This window comes from Robinsoniella peoriensis, from assembly GCF_000797495.1.
In the GTDB taxonomy this organism is placed as follows: domain Bacteria; phylum Bacillota; class Clostridia; order Lachnospirales; family Lachnospiraceae; genus Robinsoniella; species Robinsoniella peoriensis.
This window is the reverse complement of record NZ_JTGN01000015.1, coordinates 116485-136985: the sequence shown is the minus strand read 5'-3', so window position 1 is coordinate 136985 and position 20501 is coordinate 116485. Positions and strand designations below refer to the sequence as shown.

The 20501-nt window shown below is 36.0% G+C and carries 22 protein-coding genes and 1 tRNA gene; 16 read left to right on the top strand and 7 right to left on the bottom strand.

Annotation, left to right across the window (positions count from 1 at the left end):
* Positions 1 to 18 precede the first annotated feature (18 nt).
* From recF to dnaA, 4 genes are all read right to left on the bottom strand, one after another.
* Positions 19 to 1098 carry a DNA replication/repair protein RecF gene (gene recF / locus QR40_RS24590; protein ID WP_044297199.1) on the bottom strand — a complete coding sequence of 360 codons (1080 nt, stop codon included), beginning with the start codon at positions 1096 to 1098 and terminating at the stop codon, positions 19 to 21.
* Between the two features lie 11 nt (positions 1099 to 1109).
* Positions 1110 to 1319, bottom strand: a complete 210-nt coding sequence (locus tag QR40_RS24585) for an RNA-binding S4 domain-containing protein (protein ID WP_027295402.1) — start codon at positions 1317 to 1319, stop codon at positions 1110 to 1112.
* A gap of 13 nt (positions 1320 to 1332) precedes the next feature.
* A complete protein-coding gene (gene dnaN, locus QR40_RS24580) occupies positions 1333 to 2436 on the bottom strand; it encodes a DNA polymerase III subunit beta (RefSeq protein WP_027295401.1) in 1104 nt (367 codons plus the stop codon).
* Between the two features lie 391 nt (positions 2437 to 2827).
* Positions 2828 to 4177: a chromosomal replication initiator protein DnaA gene (gene dnaA / locus QR40_RS24575; RefSeq protein ID WP_027295400.1), complete on the bottom strand. Its 1350-nt coding sequence runs from the start codon at positions 4175 to 4177 to the stop codon at positions 2828 to 2830.
* Between the two features lie 600 nt (positions 4178 to 4777).
* Between dnaA and rpmH the strand changes: the two genes are divergently transcribed.
* From rpmH to yidD, 3 genes are read left to right on the top strand one after another with little or no spacing between them, the layout of a single operon-like run.
* On the top strand, positions 4778 to 4912 hold the full coding sequence (gene rpmH, locus QR40_RS24570; RefSeq protein ID WP_027295399.1) for a 50S ribosomal protein L34: 135 nt from the start codon (positions 4778 to 4780) through the stop codon (positions 4910 to 4912).
* 53 nt (positions 4913 to 4965) lie between these two features.
* A complete protein-coding gene (rnpA, locus tag QR40_RS24565) occupies positions 4966 to 5322 on the top strand; it encodes a ribonuclease P protein component (RefSeq protein WP_044297197.1) in 357 nt (118 codons plus the stop codon).
* Positions 5319 to 5528, top strand: coding sequence for a membrane protein insertion efficiency factor YidD (gene yidD / locus QR40_RS31095; RefSeq protein WP_081820329.1), 210 nt, complete (start codon positions 5319 to 5321; stop codon positions 5526 to 5528). The genes rnpA and yidD overlap by 4 nt, the downstream gene beginning before the upstream one ends.
* 34 nt (positions 5529 to 5562) lie before the next feature.
* Here the strand turns inward: yidD and QR40_RS33860 are convergent, their stop codons facing one another.
* Positions 5563 to 5637, bottom strand: coding sequence for a hypothetical protein (locus QR40_RS33860; protein WP_416389861.1), 75 nt, complete (start codon positions 5635 to 5637; stop codon positions 5563 to 5565).
* A 15-nt stretch (positions 5638 to 5652) separates the two neighbouring features.
* Here QR40_RS33860 and QR40_RS33855 point away from each other — a divergent pair, with 15 nt between their 5' ends.
* The 6 genes from QR40_RS33855 (at position 5653) to rsmG (ending at position 12106) form a co-directional block, all read left to right on the top strand.
* Complete coding sequence (locus tag QR40_RS33855; RefSeq protein ID WP_334292439.1) at positions 5653 to 5703, top strand: DUF6783 domain-containing protein; 51 nt, start codon at positions 5653 to 5655, stop codon at positions 5701 to 5703.
* A gap of 26 nt (positions 5704 to 5729) precedes the next feature.
* Positions 5730 to 7007 carry a YidC/Oxa1 family membrane protein insertase gene (locus tag QR40_RS24560; RefSeq protein WP_044290210.1) on the top strand — a complete coding sequence of 426 codons (1278 nt, stop codon included), beginning with the start codon at positions 5730 to 5732 and terminating at the stop codon, positions 7005 to 7007.
* Positions 7008 to 7019: 12 nt separating this feature from the next.
* Positions 7020 to 7838 (top strand): RNA-binding cell elongation regulator Jag/EloR, encoded by an 819-nt coding sequence (gene jag, locus QR40_RS24555; RefSeq protein WP_027295396.1) that lies wholly within the window; start codon positions 7020 to 7022, stop codon positions 7836 to 7838.
* 273 nt (positions 7839 to 8111) lie between these two features.
* A complete protein-coding gene (mnmE, locus tag QR40_RS24550) occupies positions 8112 to 9488 on the top strand; it encodes a tRNA uridine-5-carboxymethylaminomethyl(34) synthesis GTPase MnmE (protein ID WP_044297196.1) in 1377 nt (458 codons plus the stop codon).
* A gap of 12 nt (positions 9489 to 9500) precedes the next feature.
* On the top strand, positions 9501 to 11384 hold the full coding sequence (gene mnmG / locus QR40_RS24545) for a tRNA uridine-5-carboxymethylaminomethyl(34) synthesis enzyme MnmG (RefSeq protein ID WP_044297195.1): 1884 nt from the start codon (positions 9501 to 9503) through the stop codon (positions 11382 to 11384).
* Positions 11384 to 12106 carry a 16S rRNA (guanine(527)-N(7))-methyltransferase RsmG gene (rsmG, locus tag QR40_RS24540; protein WP_044297194.1) on the top strand — a complete coding sequence of 241 codons (723 nt, stop codon included), beginning with the start codon at positions 11384 to 11386 and terminating at the stop codon, positions 12104 to 12106. Before mnmG ends, rsmG begins: the two co-directional genes overlap by 1 nt.
* A 174-nt stretch (positions 12107 to 12280) precedes the next feature.
* Here rsmG and QR40_RS24535 read toward each other — a convergent pair whose 3' ends face one another.
* Positions 12281 to 12874 (bottom strand): TetR/AcrR family transcriptional regulator, encoded by a 594-nt coding sequence (locus tag QR40_RS24535; protein ID WP_027295392.1) that lies wholly within the window; start codon positions 12872 to 12874, stop codon positions 12281 to 12283.
* Positions 12875 to 13123: 249 nt separating this feature from the next.
* The gene (locus QR40_RS24530) at positions 13124 to 14068 is read right to left on the bottom strand and encodes an alpha/beta fold hydrolase (RefSeq protein ID WP_044297193.1); all 945 of its coding nucleotides are present in this window, start codon (positions 14066 to 14068) and stop codon (positions 13124 to 13126) included.
* 264 nt (positions 14069 to 14332) lie between these two features.
* Between QR40_RS24530 and QR40_RS24525 the strand changes: the two genes are divergently transcribed.
* The 7 genes from QR40_RS24525 to QR40_RS24495 all read left to right on the top strand — a co-directional run bounded on the left by QR40_RS24525 (position 14333) and on the right by QR40_RS24495 (position 20459).
* On the top strand, positions 14333 to 15541 hold the full coding sequence (locus QR40_RS24525; protein ID WP_044297192.1) for a hypothetical protein: 1209 nt from the start codon (positions 14333 to 14335) through the stop codon (positions 15539 to 15541).
* A gap of 137 nt (positions 15542 to 15678) precedes the next feature.
* Positions 15679 to 16452 carry a ParA family protein gene (locus tag QR40_RS24520; RefSeq protein WP_027295389.1) on the top strand — a complete coding sequence of 258 codons (774 nt, stop codon included), beginning with the start codon at positions 15679 to 15681 and terminating at the stop codon, positions 16450 to 16452.
* Positions 16446 to 17363: a ParB/RepB/Spo0J family partition protein gene (locus QR40_RS24515; RefSeq protein ID WP_027295388.1), complete on the top strand. Its 918-nt coding sequence runs from the start codon at positions 16446 to 16448 to the stop codon at positions 17361 to 17363. The genes QR40_RS24520 and QR40_RS24515 overlap by 7 nt, the downstream gene beginning before the upstream one ends.
* Positions 17364 to 17375: 12 nt before the next feature.
* Complete coding sequence (locus tag QR40_RS24510) at positions 17376 to 17888, top strand: DUF4446 family protein (protein ID WP_027295387.1); 513 nt, start codon at positions 17376 to 17378, stop codon at positions 17886 to 17888.
* A gap of 149 nt (positions 17889 to 18037) precedes the next feature.
* Complete coding sequence (gene serS, locus QR40_RS24505; RefSeq protein ID WP_044297190.1) at positions 18038 to 19315, top strand: serine--tRNA ligase; 1278 nt, start codon at positions 18038 to 18040, stop codon at positions 19313 to 19315.
* Between the two features lie 69 nt (positions 19316 to 19384).
* Positions 19385 to 20260, top strand: a complete 876-nt coding sequence (locus tag QR40_RS24500; RefSeq protein WP_044297189.1) for a DUF3881 family protein — start codon at positions 19385 to 19387, stop codon at positions 20258 to 20260.
* A gap of 127 nt (positions 20261 to 20387) precedes the next feature.
* Positions 20388 to 20459 (top strand) — tRNA-Arg (locus tag QR40_RS24495).
* Positions 20460 to 20501 lie beyond the last annotated feature (42 nt).

The following is a 20501-nucleotide window of genomic DNA, read 5'->3' as shown; positions in this document are numbered from 1 at the left end:
GCTGCGTATTTACACATGTTATTCATAGACGATACCGTCCACCACATGAAATACTTTATTAATCTTAAATTGATTCTCTATAAAATCATCGATACCCGTACAGGTGATCAATGTTTGAATATCATGAATGCTGTCTAACAGATAGTGTTGCCTGTTACTGTCCAGTTCAGACAAGACATCATCCAGCAATAAAATTGGTGTATCTTTGATTTCCTGCTTCACCAGCTCAATTTCAGCCAGCTTTAAAGATAAAGCAGCTGTTCTCTGCTGCCCCTGGGAGCCAAACCTGCGGATATCCACATCCTGGATTTTAAAACACAGATCATCTCTGTGGGGACCGGTCATGGTCATCCTCATCTTCAGATCTTTATCCCTGCCTCGTCTCAGCTGTTCTTCAAAAGATTCAGCCGGAACGTTTTTCTCATAATCCACAATTAATTCTTCCCTGTCTCCCGAAAGTTTTTTATGGATGCCTGCAATGATTCCATTCAGACGCTCTACAAATAACTGACGTTCCTCGATTACTTTGCAGCCGTACTGAACCATCTGCTGGTCCCAGATATCCAGGGTATCCAGGTATTCCGGATGAAAGGCAATATCTTTGAGCAGTTTATTTCTCTGATTCACTATTTTATTATAATTTGATAACTGAAACAAATATAATTTATTTAACTGACATAGCTCCATGTCAATAAAACGCCTTCTCTCAGAAGGACCGTTTTTAATAATATTAAGATCCTCCGGTGAGAAAAATACCAGGTTCACAATTCCAAAGAGTTCGCTGGCTTTCCGTATCGGTATACCGTTAATCGCAATTCCCTTTGTCCTGTTCTTCTTTAAATGCATGTCTATCTTATAAGCACTGCCGTTTTTATTCAGCCTCATACGAATATGAGATTCATCCTCATGAAACTGGATGATTTCACGATCCTTGCTTCCCTTGTGGGATTTGGTAGTCCCACAGAGATACACTGCTTCTAAAATATTCGTCTTACCCTGCGCATTATCACCATAGAAAATATTCGTACCACTATCAAACTTTAATTTTAAGGAATTATAATTTCTAAATTTCTCAAGTTTAATAGATTCAATAATCATGTCAGCACCAACTATTTTACAATTTTTATCGTTTCTCCATCGAAGTCCACTACATCATTCTCATGTAACTTTTTTCCCCGCTGGTATTCCACTTCGCCATTCACTTTCACAAGTCCGTCCTGGATTACAACTTTCGCAACCACTCCGGAATCTACCAGCCCGGCAGCCTTTAATGCCTGACCAAGTTTGATATAATCATCTCTTAATTTAATCGTTTCCATGATGCCCTTTCCTCTAAACCGTAAAATTAACCGGAAGAATCAAATAGATATATGTTTCTTTCTCGTCTTTAATAAAACAGGGTGCTTTCGGATTCACCAGATACAGGGTAACATTCTCATCGTCAATGACACGAAGTGAATCAATTAAGAATCTTGGGTTGAATCCAATCAGGATATCTTTCCCTTCTTTCGTAATATCAATTTCTTCATCCATCGAACCGATCTGGGAATTGATTTTCAGTTCCATAGCATCATCACTGATCTGGATGATAATCGGCTTCTTGTCACTTTCCTTTACAAGAAGAGTAGCACGATCGATACAATCAAGCAATTCTTTTTTATTTATTTCTACTTTTGTCTCATAATCACTGGAGAGCATCTGCTCTATCCGGAAGTACTCGCCTTCAATCAGACGGGATACAACGGTTGTCTGGTCAAACTCAAATACAATATGATTATTTGTAAAGAACAGACGTACTTCATCTTCCACTTCTCCTGATAAAATCTTGCTCACTTCCGTGAGTGTCTTTCCAGGAACGACAACCTTCTTGTGGCCGTAGGTATCCTTTAATTCGATTTTCCGAATCGATATTCGATGACCATCTAATGACACAACTTTCAGTTCATTTTCATTAATTTCAAATAATTCCCCGGTCATCATTTTATTATTTTCATTCGCTGCAATGGAAAAAATCGTCTGACGAATTACTTCCTTCAAAGTGAACTGGGACAGGGCAATGGAATCATTTTTTTCTACATAAGGTAAATAAGAAAAATCTTCACCCGATTTTCCGGAGATATTAAACTTAGCTTTTTCACAGGTAATCGTTGCCTGTAATTTTGCATCTGTTTCAATAACAATATCATTTTCCGGTAATTTTCGAATAATTTCAGAAAAAATCTTTGCATCCAGTGCAATAATACCCTTTTCTAAGATATCACCGGTCACTTTTGTTTCAATTCCAAGTTCCATATCATTAGAAGTTAATTTAATTTCATTGGCTGATGCATCTATTAAGATACATTCCAGTATTGGCATCGTTGTTTTAGAAGGAACAGCTTTCATAACGATGTTAACGCTTTTTAGTAAATCTGATTTTGAGCAGACAATCTTCATAATGTGGGTAACTCCTTTCGAGCCCGCTATATAATAAATTATTAAGAGAATCAGTAGTCTTAACCTTAGGGGCTGTTAGTTTGTGAATAAGTCTGAAGAGGCCGTGTGCATAAGCCTCCCGTAAATTAATAAGTATGTGAAAAAGTCTCTGAAATTAAAGTATAAAAATCAGGTTATCAACAGAGCCCCTTAAAAATGATTATTATACACACATTCAATGCTGGTTTTCAACAAAATCGTGTGGATTGTTTGTTAAGGGAAAAATCTTCTGCCAATACCCATATTTTTTTATTATTTAAATCCCGGTGTAAGGTATTCATATTGATAGCTCCTGCATATTGCAGGCCTGCCTTAATAAGTAGTGTAAAGCGATTTTATTTCACACTTATCCTCAATTGGGATTAATTTTTTTCTTTATGATTTCCACCGTATTACGGACATTTTCCGATTTTGCCATTTCATTGTTAATATTCTTGCAGCCGTGAATGATGGTAGTATGATCCTTCTTGCCCATAATATTTCCAATGGTTTTTAATGGAGTATCTGTCATTTCGCGGCAGAGGAACATAGCAATCTGGCGTGGAAATACAATTTCCGAGTTACGTTTGTTGCCTTTTAGATCTTCAGGCCTTAGATGAAAATGCTCCGCAACGATATCTATGATCAATTCCGGGGTAATTTCCCTGTTTTCATCCGGTGAAATAATATCTTTTAAGGCTTCTTCTGCCAATCCCACTGTGATTTCGCGTTTTTCGAGATTGCTGAAAGCCATCAATTTGTTCAATGCTCCTTCCAGCTCACGGATATTGGACTTGATGTTTGTGGCAATATATTTGATTACGTCATCATCAATCTGATAACCGTCCAGCTCCTCTTTTTTTCGAAGAATAGCCATTCTTGTTTCATAATCCGGTGAGGAAATATCAGCGATCAGGCCCCATTCGAACCGGGATCTGAGCCTTCCTTCCAAAGTCTGGATTTCTTTTGGCGGTTTATCGGAGGAGATGATAATCTGTTTTTTGGATCCGTGAAGATCATTAAACGTATGGAAAAATTCTTCCTGGGTAGATTCTTTTCCTATAATAAACTGGATATCGTCGATGAGCAGTACGTCGATATTCCGGTATTTTTCACGAAATTTTGTCATTGCAGTATTATTTCCGTTACGAATCGCTTCAATCAATTCGTTTGTAAAGGACTCACTTGTTACGTATAATACCTTGGACAGCGGATTTCTTTCTAATATAAAGTGGGCAATAGAGTGCATTAAATGGGTTTTTCCAAGTCCAACACCTCCATATATAAAGAGGGGGTTGTACATTTCGCCGGGTGATTCCGCAACAGCCAGTGATGCAGCATGGGCAAAATTGTTGTTTCCACCAACTACAAAAGTGTCGAAAGTATATTTAGGATTCAAATTGGCTTTTTCCAGATTTTCATTTAAAGTAGAGGCAGGCGGCATTGATTTCTCTATCGTTTTCGCTTGTTCAGGTAAAATAAATTCTATATTATAATCCAGTCCCGTGATTTCGGCGACCGCTACTTTAATAGGAAGTGTATACTTCTTACTTATATAATTAAGCCCCATCTGCTCTGATGGAACCAAGATTATAATCGTGCTGTTTTCTATACTGTGGACCTTTAATGGTTTTATCCAGGTATTAAAGGAAACATCCGATAATTCGTGTTCTAGTTTTACTGTATACAGTATTTCATCCCATTTTTCTATTATGATGTCCATGTTAACGACTCCTTAAATATATTCTTCCGTTTTTCGCATTGGTAAAAATCCGCTTATTTCCTGGTGTTTATCCAAAAACAATACAAATTTGTACTATGTGGATGAGCCTCCAGAAAAACACAACAATAAATGATTGCAGCTAAATGTTATCCACAACCATTTATTTAAAGATAGATTTCCTTATCTAATTCTAAACTAAATTAATCAATTTAGCAATCAAAAATTTTGGAAATAACATTTTGTGAACATATTTATCCACTTTCATCCAAAAATTTCGACATCGTTGTGAATAACCAAATCCACAAATCCACATAGAATACAGGCTTTATTTACGGGGGATGTCCTGAAAAATCAAAGTTTTTCACATTTATGGAAAAAGTTATACACAAGTTATCCCCAATTTGTGGATAACTTTATGTAAACCGTGGAAAATAAGTGTGGAAAAGTTAAAAGAGGGTAAAGAATATAAAAAAATAAAGGAATAGCTTGACTTACGGCATATTTATGAATATAATTGAAATGATGTTTTTAAGCATGTAAAATATAATTTACCAATTATGCTAATAGATATTTGGTTAGATAGAAGGAGGTGCCAGACTCATGAAAATGACATTCCAACCGAAAAAGAGATCCAGAGCTAAGGTTCACGGATTCAGAGCTAGAATGAGCACAGTAGGCGGAAGAAAAGTTATCGCTGCTAGAAGAGCAAAAGGAAGAAAAAAATTATCAGCATAGGCCGCAGATTTGTGGCCTTTTCTTCTCTTTAAATGATTGGTAAAGGATGGCCTATGGTATTTTCAGAATCATTGAAAAAGAATAAAGATTTTCAATATGTATATAGGAAAGGAAAATCTTTTGCGAACAGATATTTAGTAATGTATGTCTTAGAAAATCAGTTATCCGGGAACCGCCTGGGTATTTCAGTCAGTAAAAAAGTTGGCAATAGCGTAGTGAGGCATGGGTTAACCAGATTACTAAGAGAGAGTTATCGGCTGAATGAATCCGGTTTTTTGCCAGGATATGATATTGTTGTAGTTGCGAGAGTGAGTGCAAAGGAAAAAGGTTTTGCAGAGATAGAGAGCGCACTTTTGCATTTAGGGAAACTTCATAACATATTTCATATAGAAAAGATTGATGATAAATGAAAAAATTATTAATCGGTTTGATTAAATTATATAGAAAATATTTATCGCCATTAAAAAGCACTCGTTGTCCTTATATACCTACGTGTTCACAGTACGGGTTAGAGGCAATTGAAAAATATGGTGCTGTTAAGGGAACCATCTTGACCTGCTGGAGGATATTGAGATGTAATCCTTTTTCTAAGGGCGGATATGATCCGGTCCCTTGAGCATGTCTGAAAATTGCTTTCTGACAGCTGCGCGTCACAGTTTGTGGGAGATTTGTGCCCGAATGAAGGGCGCGTAGCGGGCTACGTAACCTGAATTCGGGGCAAATATGCCGCAAAGTGGGGCGTGCAGATGGCGGGAATGAATTTTCAGACACGCTCTGGAGTGTGTGACTAATTTAGGAGGAAAAAGTCTTGTCAAAAATGTTGTTAACAAAAAGTACAACATTCATTATTGGACCTGTTGCGGTTGCTTTAGGTTTTATCATGAATGCAATTTACTTGTTTTTGAATAATCTGTTCAATATTCAAAACATTGGTCTTTGTATTATTTTATTTACTATTGTTATTTATATGTTATTAATGCCGCTTACGATCAAACAGCAAAAGTTTTCAAAGCTTTCAGCACAGATGAACCCTGAACTTCAGGCAATTCAGAAAAAGTATAAAGGTAAACAGGATCAGGCTTCTATGATGAAGATGAATGAAGAAACAAAAACTGTTTACTCAAAATATGGAGTTTCTCCTATGGGAAGTTGTTTGCAGCTTCTTATCCAGATGCCGATTTTATTTGCTTTGTATAAGGTAATCTGGAATATTCCGGCATATGTAGGCGGAATTAAAGATGCATTCATGCCTTTAGTGGACAAGTTACTGAATAACTCCGCAGCACAGACATTTTTAACTGATATCGCTTCTAAGAATCAGATTAATTTTGAAAGTGCCGGATATAAAGCAGAAACAATTGTAGATACCTTATATAAATTCAAACCGGATGACTGGACAAACCTGGCTGGTAAATTTCCGGATTTAAGCAGCCTTATCACCGGAACCCAGGATAAGGTAGACCATTTTAATAATTTCCTTGGATTAAATATAGCAGATGCTCCCATGAGTATGCTTCAGGCTGGAATTAAAACCGGAGCAATCCTGGTTATTATAGGAGCAATTGCAATTCCTGTTCTGGCTGGTTTAACACAGTGGTTTAACACCAAACTGATGCCGCAGCCGGATGCAAACGGACAGGGTGGTACCATGGCAAGCTCCATGAAGACCATGAATATGATCATGCCGATCATGTCAGCAGTATTCTGTCTGACACTGCCGGCAGGTATGGGACTCTACTGGATCGCCGGTGCTGTAATCAGAAGTGTTCAGCAGATTATTGTTAACAAACATATGGACAGCGTAGATGTGGAAGCACTGATCTCCAAAAACCTGGAGAAGCAAAATAAGAAACGTGAAAAGATGGGCCTGCCTCCTCAGAAGATATCTAATCAGGCAAAATTGAATGTGAAGAATATTAATGAACCGGTTTCACATCCTTCCACACGTGCGAAGGCTAATGTGAAAAAAGAAATGTCAGAAGAAGATATTAAGAAATCTACAGAATATTATAATCAAACCGCAAATGCAAAACCTGGAAGTATTGCTTCCAAAGCCAGAATGGTTCAGCAATACAATGAGAAGAATAAGAAATAGGAGGGTTTTCTTATGGATTACATTAAAGTGTCTGCAAAAACAGTTTCGGATGCTATCATTGAAGCATCGATTCAATTGGAAACATCCAGTGACAATATTGAATATGAAGTACTTGAGAATGGAAGCTCGGGATTTTTGGGGTTTGGAAGTAAACCGGCTGTCATTCGTGCAAGAAAGAAAGAATCTGTAGAAGATATTTTAGATACTCCTTTATTTACCACGCAGGAAAGCAAGGTGAAAAAGGAAGAAAAGCCTGTAAAGAAAGAACCCGTTCGAAAAGAAAGCATTAAAAAAGAAAGTTTCAAAAAAGAACCTGTTTTTAAAGAAGTCTCAGAAGAAGTAAAAGAAGTAGTAAAGGTTTCCAGGATACCTGCAAATAAAGAAGAAGTTGAACAATCCGCATATGAATTTTTACAGGGCGTGTTTAAAGCAATGGAAATGAATGTAGAAATTAAAGCAGAATTTTCAGATGACACGCTGAGTGTAGATTTAAATGGAGATGACATGGGAGTCCTGATTGGCAAAAGAGGACAAACCCTGGATTCGCTGCAGTATCTTACAAGCCTTGTTGTAAACAAAGGAAAAGCTTCTTATACCCGTGTGAAGCTGGATACGGAAAATTACAGAAACAGAAGAAAAGAGACATTGGAGAACCTGGCAAGAAACATTGCATTTAAGGTGAAGAAGACAAAAAGACCGGTATTTTTAGAGCCAATGAATCCTTATGAGAGAAGAATTATTCACTCAGCACTTCAGAATGATCCATATGTTACTACACACAGCGAAGGGGAAGAGCCTTACCGTAAAGTAGTTGTTACATTAAAAAAATAAAGATTTTATTATAAGGGGGTGTCGTGCAATTCCTCAGTGTATCCAAATATGGATAGGGTTTATCAGCTGGGAGATTGCAAGGCACTCTTTTGTGTATCGTTAAGTTAAAGCCGCAGTAGATGCGGCGTAAGGAGGCAAGAGTGAAAGAAGATCACTTTCACACCATTTATAATAGCCGCAGTAAATGCGGCGTAAGGAGGTAGGAGTGAAAGAAGATCACTTTCACACCATTTATAATAGCCGCAGTAAATGCGGCATAAGGAGGTAGGAAACATGAAAACAGATACCATAGCAGCCATTTCAACAGCAATGACGGCATCCGGAATTGGAATTGTCAGAATGAGCGGCAGCGAGGTTTTTACCATTATAGATCGTGTTTATCAGTCAAAAGAAAAGAAAAAAAAGTTGTCACAGGTACCAACCCATACAATTCATTACGGTTATATCATGGATGGGGATGAGATGATAGATGAAGTACTGGTAATGGTTATGAGAGCACCCCGAAGTTTTACATCGGAAGATACAATTGAGATCAACTGCCATGGCGGGGTTTATGCCATGAAACGTATTTTGGAGACTGTTATTAAAAACGGAGCCAGACCGGCAGAGCCTGGGGAGTTTACAAAGAGAGCATTTCTGAACGGAAGAATGGATCTGTCCCAGGCGGAAGCGGTAATTGATGTAATTAATGCTAAGAATGAATATGCGCTGAAAAGTTCTGTAAGCCAGTTAAGAGGTTCGGTAATGCAGGCAATTAAGGATATTCGCGAGCAGATTATTTATCATATAGCATTTATTGAATCAGCTTTAGATGATCCGGAGCATATCAGCCTGGAGGGATATGGCGGAGAGCTTCAGCAGGTGAATAATAAATTAATTGGTAAATTAGAGAAGTTGATTGCATCGTCAGAAGATGGTAAGATGATGAAGGAAGGAATTCGGACTGTAATTGTAGGTAAGCCTAATGCAGGAAAATCGTCTCTGTTAAATGTACTGGTTGGAGAGGAGAGAGCTATTGTAACGGATATAGCGGGGACAACCAGGGATATTTTAGAGGAGACCATACAGATTCATGGAATCAGCCTGAATATCATTGATACGGCGGGAATACGCAGTACAGAGGATGTTGTGGAGAAGATCGGGGTATCCAGGGCAAAAGATTATGCAAAAGATGCAGATCTGATAATTTATGTGGTGGATTCTTCTACAGAGCTGGATGAAAATGACAGTGAAATAATAGAGATGCTGAGGAGTAAAAAAGCAATTATATTGTTAAATAAGACAGATCTTCAGATGATTACTTCAGAAGAAATGTTAAAAGAGAGAATAGATAAGCCGGTCATTCCTGTTTCAGCAAAAGAAAATAAAGGAATTGATTTACTGGAACTTACCTTAAAAGAAATGTTTTTCCATGGGGAAATTTCATTTAATGATGAGGTCTATATAACAAATATACGCCATAAGACAGCACTTGCCGATGCGCTTTCCAGCTTAAGGCAGGTAAGGGAAAGTATTGAAATGGGGATGCCGGAGGATTTTTATTCCATTGATTTGATGAGTGCATATGAGGAACTGGGTGGAATTATCGGTGAATCCGTGGGAGAAGATCTGGTAAATGAAATTTTCAGTAAGTTTTGTATGGGAAAATAGAAAGGATATAACATGAATACCATAGAAGAAAATGTTGACGTTGTTGTAGTTGGGGCCGGACACGCCGGATGTGAAGCAGCTCTGGCAAGTGCCAGACTTGGACTGGAGACAATTGTGTTCACGGTAAGTGTAGACAGTATTGCCCTGATGCCCTGTAATCCAAACATAGGAGGCAGCTCCAAAGGACATCTGGTGCGTGAAATAGATGCTCTTGGCGGAGAAATGGGCAAGAATATAGATAAAACCTTTATACAGTCTAAGATGTTAAATAAATCAAAAGGTCCGGCAGTTCATTCTCTGAGAGCCCAGGCGGACAAGGCGGACTACAGCCGCGAGATGAGGAAAATACTTGAAAACACAGACCATCTGTCTGTGAAGCAGGCAGAAGTAACGGAAATTATAGTAGAAGACGGCAAAATCAGCGGCGTGAAAACCTTCTCCGGAGCAGTATATCACTGTAAGGCTTGTGTATTGTGCACCGGAACTTATCTGAAGTCCCGGTGCATTTACGGGGATATCAGTAATTATACGGGTCCAAACGGGCTTCAGGCTGCAAACTATCTGACGGATTCCCTAAAGGAAAATGGAATAGAAATGTTTCGTTTTAAAACAGGAACACCTGCCAGAATTGATAAACGGTCTATAGATTTTAATAAAATGGAAGAACAATTTGGAGATGAAACAGTAGTTCCATTTTCCTTTTCCACAAATCCGGAGGATGTACAGATTGAACAGGCATCCTGCTGGCTTACCTATACGAATGAAAATACCCATGAGATCATAAAGAAAAACCTGGATCGTTCCCCATTATATTCTGGTATGATTGAAGGAACCGGACCCAGATACTGCCCGTCTATTGAAGATAAAGTAGTTAAATTTTCTGATAAAAACAGGCATCAGGTATTTATTGAACCGGAAGGTCTGCATACAAATGAAATGTATGTTGGCGGGATGTCCAGTTCCCTGCCGGAAGATGTACAGACAGCGATGTACCGAACAGTGCCGGGGTTAGAAAATGCAAAAATTGTAAGAAATGCCTATGCGATTGAATATGACTGTATCAATCCGAGACAGCTGAATGCAGCGCTGGAATTTAAAAATATTAAAGGGCTTTTCAGCGGTGGCCAGTTTAATGGAAGCTCCGGATATGAAGAGGCAGCAGCCCAGGGGTTGGTAGCAGGTATTAATGCAGCACAGAAGGTATTGGGAAGAGATCTTTTGATACTGGATCGTTCGGAATCTTATATAGGTGTATTGATTGATGATCTGGTAACAAAAGAGAATCATGAGCCTTATCGTATGATGACATCCCGCTCGGAGTATCGCCTGTTGCTCAGACAGGATAATGCTGATCTGCGTCTGACTAAAAAAGGATACGAGGCAGGTTTAATTTCCGAAGAGGTTTATCAGGCACTTTTAGAAAAAGAAAAACAAATCGCAGAAGAGACGAAAAGAGTGGATCATACAAATATAGGTGCTTCAAAGGAGATTCAGAGTTTCCTGGAAGCACATAACAGCACCATTTTAAAAACAGGAACTACCCTTGGTGAATTAATAAGAAGGCCGGAGCTGACTTATGAAATGCTTGGTGAAATTGATGAAGGACGTCCTCAGTTATCAACAGGAGTTCAGGAACAGGTTAATATTAATATTAAGTATGAGGGGTATATCAAACGCCAGTTAAAACAGGTATCCCAGTTTAAAAAGCTGGAAAGCAAAAAAATACCGGAAAATATTGATTACGAAGATATCAGTGGGCTTCGTATCGAAGCAAAACAAAAATTAAAACTATATATGCCTATGTCAATTGGACAGGCGTCCAGAATATCAGGAGTAACACCGGCGGATATTTCTGTACTTTTAGTATATATGGAACAATACGGCAGGAGGTCATAATGGAGGAAAAGAACAACGTACTGATTCAGGGATGTCTGGAGCTTGGAATACAACTGACAGATACCCAGGTAAATCAGTTTGAGACATATTATGAGTTATTAGTAGAATGGAATAAGGTAATGAACCTTACGGGGATTACAGAATATGACGAAGTCATGCAAAAACACTTCGTAGACAGCTTATCTATCGTTAAGGCTGCAGATCTTGGGCAATGTAAAAAAGTCCTGGATATGGGCACAGGAGCGGGCTTCCCGGGCATTCCAATTAAGATCGTATACCCTCATTTGGAAGTTGTACTGCTGGATTCATTAAATAAGCGGATTAAGTTTTTAAATGAAGTAATCGGGAAATTAGGGTTATCAGGGATAACAGCCATACATGGCAGGGCAGAAGATTATGCAAAGCAGAAAGAATACAGGGAGATGTTTGATCTCTGCGTTTCAAGGGCAGTGGCAAATCTGGCATCACTGTCTGAATATTGTATACCATATACAATGTTACATGGAAACTTTATTTCTTATAAATCCGGCAGTATAGAGGATGAGTTACAAAATGCAAAAAATGCAGTTTTTCTGCTTGGTGGAAAAATGAAAGATACAGTAAAATTTACACTTCCGGGAAGCGATATTGAGCGGTCTCTTGTTGTAATAGAAAAGGTAAAGAAGACTCCGGGAAAATATCCCAGAAAGGCAGGACTGCCTGCAAAAGAACCGATAGCCTGACTTAATTGTCAGGCTATTAGTGTGGAGATTTTGATACCTCTATGCAGGATTGTCCATAGTAACAGTTCCGGTTTTACCATTTACGGTTAAATTGGCCTGGTCTGAATGATATACAGTCTGCCCTTTTCCAGGGCCCCTCAATATCCATTGGCAAGTAATTTATAAAATCACCCCCTAAATAATAATTCCGTGTAGAAAAATATCTAGTGTCATATTTAGCATATCCTCCGGACTATTGGAAGATCTTGTAGTATATACAATGGATAGCATGGAGTTAATAAGTAATCTGGTTGCAAGAGAAGAATCTGTATTGCGAAAGAAACCGTCAGAAATGCCTCTCTCAATAACGGATTGAAACATATCCTGATAGTCATAATGCAGCTTTTTTAATCGCTTTTGATACGCAGCAGCTAAAAATCTTTCTTCTGATTTTACCCACAAAAGAAGTCCGCTGTTTTCTTTTGTATATGTAAGATTCATCTCCATAAGCTTCTTTAAACAACTTGTGGGAGATAAGTTCAGTGTTATTATATTTCTTGTATCCTGCAGTAGGTTTTTCATCTTTTCTTCAACAATAAAAACAACAATTTCATCTTTTGCTGTAAAAAAGTCATACAGGCTGGATTTACCCATTGCGGCAGCTTCAGCAATCTCCCGCATGGAAGTTTTTTGAAATCCTTTTTTATTAAAAAAGCTAAGTGCTATAGAGGCTATTTCGTTTTGACGTTGCAGTATCTGTTCTTTTGTAAGTGTTAATCCTTTAGCCATAGTATATTCTCCTTATACTAGCGACCAATGGTCGCTTTGCGAATTTTATTATAAACGTCCGGTGGTCGTTTGCCAATAATGTAAAAAATATTTTATTAATACTATTTATATATATTTGTTTATTGTCAATTTGATAATATAAGTAAGTTTGGATCATAAAAATGTTTTATGATATTAAGATTATAATAATTAAACAATATAAAAAGTTAATCACTCATATTTAACACTGAAATGATTAACTTTTATAGTTTAAAGAAAAATATTTAATTGTTCAAGGAAGGAGTCAGCAGCTTCCACTTGAGGAAGAGACTTTGTATCATTTACATACGCTGTTTCAATTGCCGGATTAATTTCTACGTAGTTAGCTATAATGCCATCCATATCCTGACATTTACTGCCTGCAATGATAAAAATACTATTGTTTATTTCTTTTAGGGCATGTGCAATATTTACATTTAAATAAAGACCATTTAAGCTGGAAAGTAAATATTTTCCGCCACTGTCTTTTAAATGAGCAGTCTCATAATATACATCTATATATTTTCCTTTTAAACGGAAAGGATTATAAATATATTCTTCTGTAAAACGATATTCTAAATTTGACCTGTTAATGATCATATTATAGACAGTGGTGCCTATTATCGGCAGATCCATTAAAAATTTGGTCACTTTAGAACGTTTTCCTGGTATACTGTTTAACTTGGACAATTTTTCCGGATTAACCATAAATATTTTATTAAATAACTCGGAATCATTGTGACATGCCATAACAACAAAAGAAGAAGAAATGCCAGTAGCAGCTACATTAGTTTTTTGACCAATCACTTTTTTTACAAAATCAGTAACTAATTGAACGTACAAAAAATTCGTGTAAGTTAAGTTTGGCTTATCAGAGCGACCACATCCCAACAAGTCAATAGCATAAACAGTATGGTTCTTTGATAATTTACGAATTACTTCATTCCATTCATAAGAGGATGAATAGGGAGTAAGATCATGAATTAAAAGCAAAGGGTTTCCATGACCGGATTTGGTATAAAATACATTACCAAATCTCCACTCAAAATAGTTTCCGGTATTTGCATTTAACATATGTTTTATTACAGCGGCTGAGGCTATACATTTATTAATAATGTGCATCACAGCAATTGCAAATGTGGTGAGTAGGATCGTAGTTTTTATTTTGTGTTTCATAATGCTGTAACCCCTTTCTAAACAAAATCGTAACTTTTAAGTCACGCAAACTTTATCTATATTATAAGCTATATTGCAAAGACTTACAATTCTTTTTTTCTGGTAATGCGGTTTTAAAGTAATAAGAATTTATAAAAAAAGCAATTTAAGGGAATGTAAAAAATTGCTTTCCTAATGTCGGAATTTAGTATATGATAGTATATAGAAATAAAACAAATTATTGGATTTTATTTTAAATAGATGAAACTGTAAGAAGGAAAAATAATGATAAAGGAATACATAGAAGATAAGCTTAGAACGAATAGACTTCAATTTGAAATTTTGGATAGAGAGTATCAAACCATCCGCAAAAGTGAAGGCGAGATCAATGAACACATAAAAAGACTTCAGGAAGATGATGATATAGATTTTGTGATTTTTTCTCCAAGAAGTTTGAAATATTCCACAAAAAACAGTATAGTGGAATATGATCGGAAGTTACAGGATCTTGTACAGGAACGTGAAACAGTAAAAGGAAAAATGAATCGTCTTTTGGAACAAAGAATGGAATTGGACAAGATGTTCCAGGAAGCAGAAGAAAAGCAGTTAGAGAGCGAAATTGTTGAAGTAACTGGTCATAATCATAATATTAAAAATGATGTAAAAGTAAATAATAAAGTAAAAGTAGAAGATAAAGAAAAAACAGAAAATAAAGAAAAAACAGAAAATAAAGAAGATAGAGAAACATCTGTTGAATCAGGACAGAATATTGATGAAAAGAAAATTAAAAATTGGAATGAAAATGGTACTATTAAAATTAAAACAAATGGAAATACGGGGAAATTTTTTGATGCATTGGCACACAAAAAAGGTAGTACCAGTTCTAGAGTAGTAAGAACAGGACTTAATCCTAATTTAAAAATGGATTATAATTCAGAAAGTTCCAGAGATAGAAGAGAAATTAAAAATGTATTTGATAAAAAAAGTTTGTATACTTCACTGGAAAATAAAGTTTTGGATGGAAATAGAAATTTGGATGAAAATAAGCTTATAAATAGTAATAAAAATAAGGTGGAAGAGAATACCCCTGTTCATTTTATAAATATTGTAGAAGGTAAAAGTATAGATGATGTGGAACCTGCTAATAATATAGATAGTAGAAATAATATGAAAGAATTAAGCAATGTTATAGAAAGTGAGTCCGGCAGTCATTTTATTAATATCATGGAGGGACCGGATAAGAAAAATTCTGTTTTAGATAAGGAAGAAAATGAAGTAATAAACTTTGGGGCTGCTACTGATAGTTCACTGGAAAATAAATTTTTAAGCAGCAGATCAACAGGACGAAAGACGGGTGACAAGGTAATAAGGAGTGATGATATGCAAAAGCTATTGTCTAAGATAGAATTGTGTCAGAAATTATTGCTCACAAATAAAGAGGAGTGTAATGTGGAACTTAAAAATCTGAAATATGTATTAGAAAATCTCGTATAAATTGATTTCAATGTTTCACGTGAAACATTGAAATCTTAAATTTTACATAAATGATGTTTCACGTGAAACATTTTTATAGATTATCATTTCGATAAGTGCTATAATGTAAAAGTATAAATCAAGAAAGGGATTAAATTATGGGAAGAACGATCGTAGTTGCTAATCAAAAGGGCGGCGTAGGAAAAACTACTACGGCCATTAATTTATCTGCCTCCCTGGCAGAATTAGGTCAAAAAGTTTTAATCATAGATATGGATCCTCAGGGTAATGCGACCAGTGGTATTGGAGTAGAAAAAGAGGATGCCGAAAATACAGTATATGAGTTATTATTAGGACAATGCACTATTGAAGATTGCATGATAAAAGATGTATATGAAAATCTTAGTTTGTTGCCTTCTAATATCAATTTAGCTGCTGCGGAGATCGAATTAATTGAAATTGATGAAAAAGAGTATATTTTAAAAAAGGAAGTTGCTAAAGTAAAAGATAATTTTGATTTTATTATTATTGACTGCCCTCCATCTTTAAGTATGCTTACGGTGAATTCAATGTGCGCATCTGACACTGTTTTAGTACCAATTCAATGTGAGTATTATGCATTAGAGGGATTAACTCAATTAATGCACACCATTAATTTAGTAAGAGAAAGACTGAATCCGGAACTGGAAATGGAAGGTGTAGTATTTACAATGTATGATGCACGTACTAATCTTTCACTACAGGTTGTTGAAAATGTTAAAAATAATTTAAATCAAACAATTTATAAGACAATTATTCCGCGTAATATTCGTCTTGCAGAAGCGCCAAGCCATGGAATGCCAATTAATATTTATGATTCCAGATCCACAGGGGCAGAGAGCTATAAATTATTGGCAGAAGAAGTGATACATAGAGGAGAAGAAGAATGGTAGTAAAAAAAACTGGTTTGGGAAAAGGACTGGATTCGTTAATACCGACACATAGCACCTCCCAAAAAACTACGGTCAAAGATGCAAAAGAAGAAAAACAACAAGTCAAGACAGTAGTTAAACAGGAAGAGATAAGAATTAAAATTACGGAGATAGAACCAAATAGAGAACAGCCTCGTAAAAAGTTTGATGAAGATGCGCTCTTAGAACTTGCTGAATCTATTAAGCAGTTTGGCGTTATACAGCCCTTAATTGTACAAAAAAAGGGAGATTATTATGAAATAATTGCAGGTGAACGCCGATGGAGAGCTGCTAAAATAGCTGGGTTAAAAGAGGTTCCGGTAATAATTAAAAATTATACAAACCAGGAACGAGTAGAAATCTCGTTGATTGAAAATATTCAAAGAGAAGATTTGAATCCAATTGAAGAAGCTCATGCATATAAACGCTTATTAAATGAGTTTAATTTAAAGCAGGATGAGGTTGCAGAGCGGGTTTCCAAAAGTCGTACAGCTGTTACAAATTCAATGCGTTTACTTAAATTAGATGACAGAGTTCAGCAGATGGTAATAGATGATATGATATCGACTGGGCACGCAAGAGCCTTATTATCAATTGAAGATAAAGAGTTACAGTATACAGTTGCGAATAGAATATTTGATGAAAAATTAAGTGTACGTGAGACTGAAAAACTCATGAAAACGATCCAGCTAGAGAAGACAGAAAAGAAAATAGATGAAAAAAATACTGTAAATAGTCTTATATATAAAGATATAGAAGAAAAAATCAAAGCTATCCTGGGTACAAAAGTAATTGTTGATCATAAATCAAATAATAAAGGTAAGATACAAATAGAATACTACTCCAATGAAGAACTTGAACGTATCGTAGAAATGTTAGAATCAATCAGATAGGGGAGCTATTAAATGGAAAGTAAAATCATCAATGCTTTAGGAATCGATCCGGGGATTATTTTAATTCTTATGATGATTATGATAATCATCCTCTTTGTGTTCCAAATAAAGAATTCATTTAAAATGGATCGTTTTATGAAAAAGTATAAAACTTTCATGAAGGGAAAAGATGGTATATCATTAGAAAAAACCATCCTTCACAATATAAATGATATTGATATGCTGATGGAGTCCAGTAAAAATCATATGGAGGAAATCAAACAGATAAAAGAAATACAAAACAGGACTTTGAATAAAACTGCAATTGTTAAATACGATGCCTTTAAAGAAGTAGGAGGTAAATTAAGTTTTGCCCTGGCTATGTTGGATAAAGAAGATAACGGACTGGTTATAAATGCAATCCATAGCAGGGAAGGATGTTATACCTATATTAAGGAAATTGTAAAGGGTGAGTCCTATATTGTACTTGGTGAAGAAGAAAAAGAAGCACTAAGACAGGCAGTAAATGCCCATACGGAAATATAAAATTGTCATCGAAAAAGCAGATATTATGTAAATAATCTGCTTTTTTTTGACCCTTTACGAATGAAGAAAAATAGGGTATTATATAAGGTAGAAATTTAATATTATAGGATTTTATAGTAAAATTAAGATAGAAGAGAGGACATTAAAACATGTTAGATATAAAATTTTTAAGAGAGAATCCGGAAGTTGTAAAACAAAATATTCGTAATAAATTTCAGGATTATAAGCTTGAAAAGGTAGATGAAGTTTTAAAGTTGGATCAGGAAAACAGAGATATCAAAAAAGAAGTAGAATCTTTACGAGCTGAGCGTAATAAATTATCCAAACAAATCGGCGGATTAATGGCACAGGGTAAAAAAGATGAAGCAGAAGAAATTAAAAAGAAGGTAGCTTCCCAGGCAGAAAGATTAAACGAGTTATCTGAAAAAGAAAGAAATGTTGAAGAAGAGCTCAAAAAAATTATGATGATAATTCCAAACATTATTGACTCATCCGTACCAATTGGTAAAGATGATAGTGAAAATGTGGAAGTACAAAAATACGGAGAACCTTTTGTACCTGAATTTGAAATTCCATATCATACAGAAATTATGGAAAAATTTGACGGTATTGATTTAGACAGTGCAAGAAAAGTAGCAGGAAACGGGTTTTATTATCTGATGGGTGATATAGCAAGACTACACTCTGCTGTCATTTCTTATGCACGTGATTTTATGATCAACCGTGGATTTACTTACTGCATTCCACCGTTTATGATTCGAAGCGATGTAGTGACCGGTGTAATGAGTTTTGCAGAAATGGAAGCTATGATGTATAAAATAGAAGGTGAAGACCTCTATTTAATTGGTACAAGCGAACATTCTATGATTGGTAAGTTTATTGATACGATTATTCCCGAAGAACAGCTGCCAAAAACAATGACAAGCTATTCTCCATGTTTCCGTAAAGAAAAGGGTGCCCATGGTATTGAAGAAAGAGGTGTCTACCGTATTCATCAGTTTGAAAAACAGGAGATGATCGTGGTTTGTAAACCAGAAGACAGCGTGGTATGGTTTGAGAAGTTATGGCAGAATACAGTTGATCTGTTCCGTTCTATGGATATTCCTGTTCGTACTTTAGAATGCTGCTCCGGAGATTTAGCTGATCTGAAGGTAAAATCTATTGATGTAGAAGCCTGGTCACCAAGACAGAAAAAATATTTTGAAGTAGGAAGCTGCTCTAATTTAGGGGATGCACAGGCAAGAAGATTAAAAATACGTGTAAATGGGGAAAGTGGCAAGTACTTGGCGCATACACTAAATAATACAGTAGTAGCTCCGCCGAGAATGTTAATTGCTTTCCTGGAGAACAATTTGAATGAAGATGGAAGTATCCGTATACCGGAAGCATTACGTCCATACATGGGTGGTATGAGTGTTATTAAATAATTTATTACAAAAGAAGAATCAATTAGAAGAGCATGATCACAAAATATTGATTGTAAGGAGGTGAATGTAGTGCACAGTTATTTAAGGGCAATCGGTTTTAGCAACCTGGAGAAGAGAAAAGAAGTGGATCAGATCGTAAAAGACATCTGTGAAAATAGTGACAAAAAGCAAGTAGTGGAAGAAGATGAAGGTGCATTTATTGAGATGTCAAAAGATTTTGGCCAGGATATAGGCATTACAGTTTGCGGGGAATTGGATGAACAGGGGTTCCATCAGGAATATTATTTTCCTTATTTTAAAGGGACGGGAATTACCAGTGATGAAGATCTGGTAATTGAAAAGCATGTAGGAAAAGAATCCTATGCAGGTGTATGTGAAGATGTAAGAGTCGGAGTATCTTTGATTTTTTATCTCCAGAATGCAGCAGATTATAAAATGCAGGCAAATTTAAATAAATTAAGCGGCCAGAATATAAGTACTACATTTTCAGGATTATCCACTAAGGGTAAGATCTTACTTCCGATTCAGAAAAGTGAACAGCAGATAGATACAGATAAAGAGGCTACCAAAAATCGAAATCATTTGATTGCGGCTGCAAGAAATGGTGATGAAGATGCAATTGAAAGTCTGACCTTGGAAGACATTGATACTTATACCATGATATCCAGACGTATTATGCAGGAAGATGTATTTACGATTGTCGATACGTTCTTTATGCCTTATGGTATGGAATGTGATCAGTATCATATCATGGGAGAGATTAAGACTTGTAATAAGGTGAAAAATACGTTAAGTCAGGAAGAAATTTATCAGTTGAAAATATTATGTAATGAAATGGTATTTGATATTTGCATAAATGAAAAAGATTTAATGGGTGTTCCGGAAGAGGGCAGAAGATTCAAAGGTGTGATCTGGCTGCAGGGATGTTTGAATTTTCCAGAATAAAATTTGTATTCAACATGAACAGCTATTGTGCAGTTTCTGCCAATAGCTGTTTTTTTAAGTAAATATTGAAATTGACTTGACTTTTTAGGTTAAAAAGTGTAATATTTATAAAGTAACTTTTATCCTTGTCCCCTTAGTAAAATGGATATTACGAATCCCTCCTAAGGATTAAGTGCAGGTTCGATTCCTGCAGGGGACGGTTAAGTAAAAGTTAAAACAGAGATTCCTATATAACAGGAAT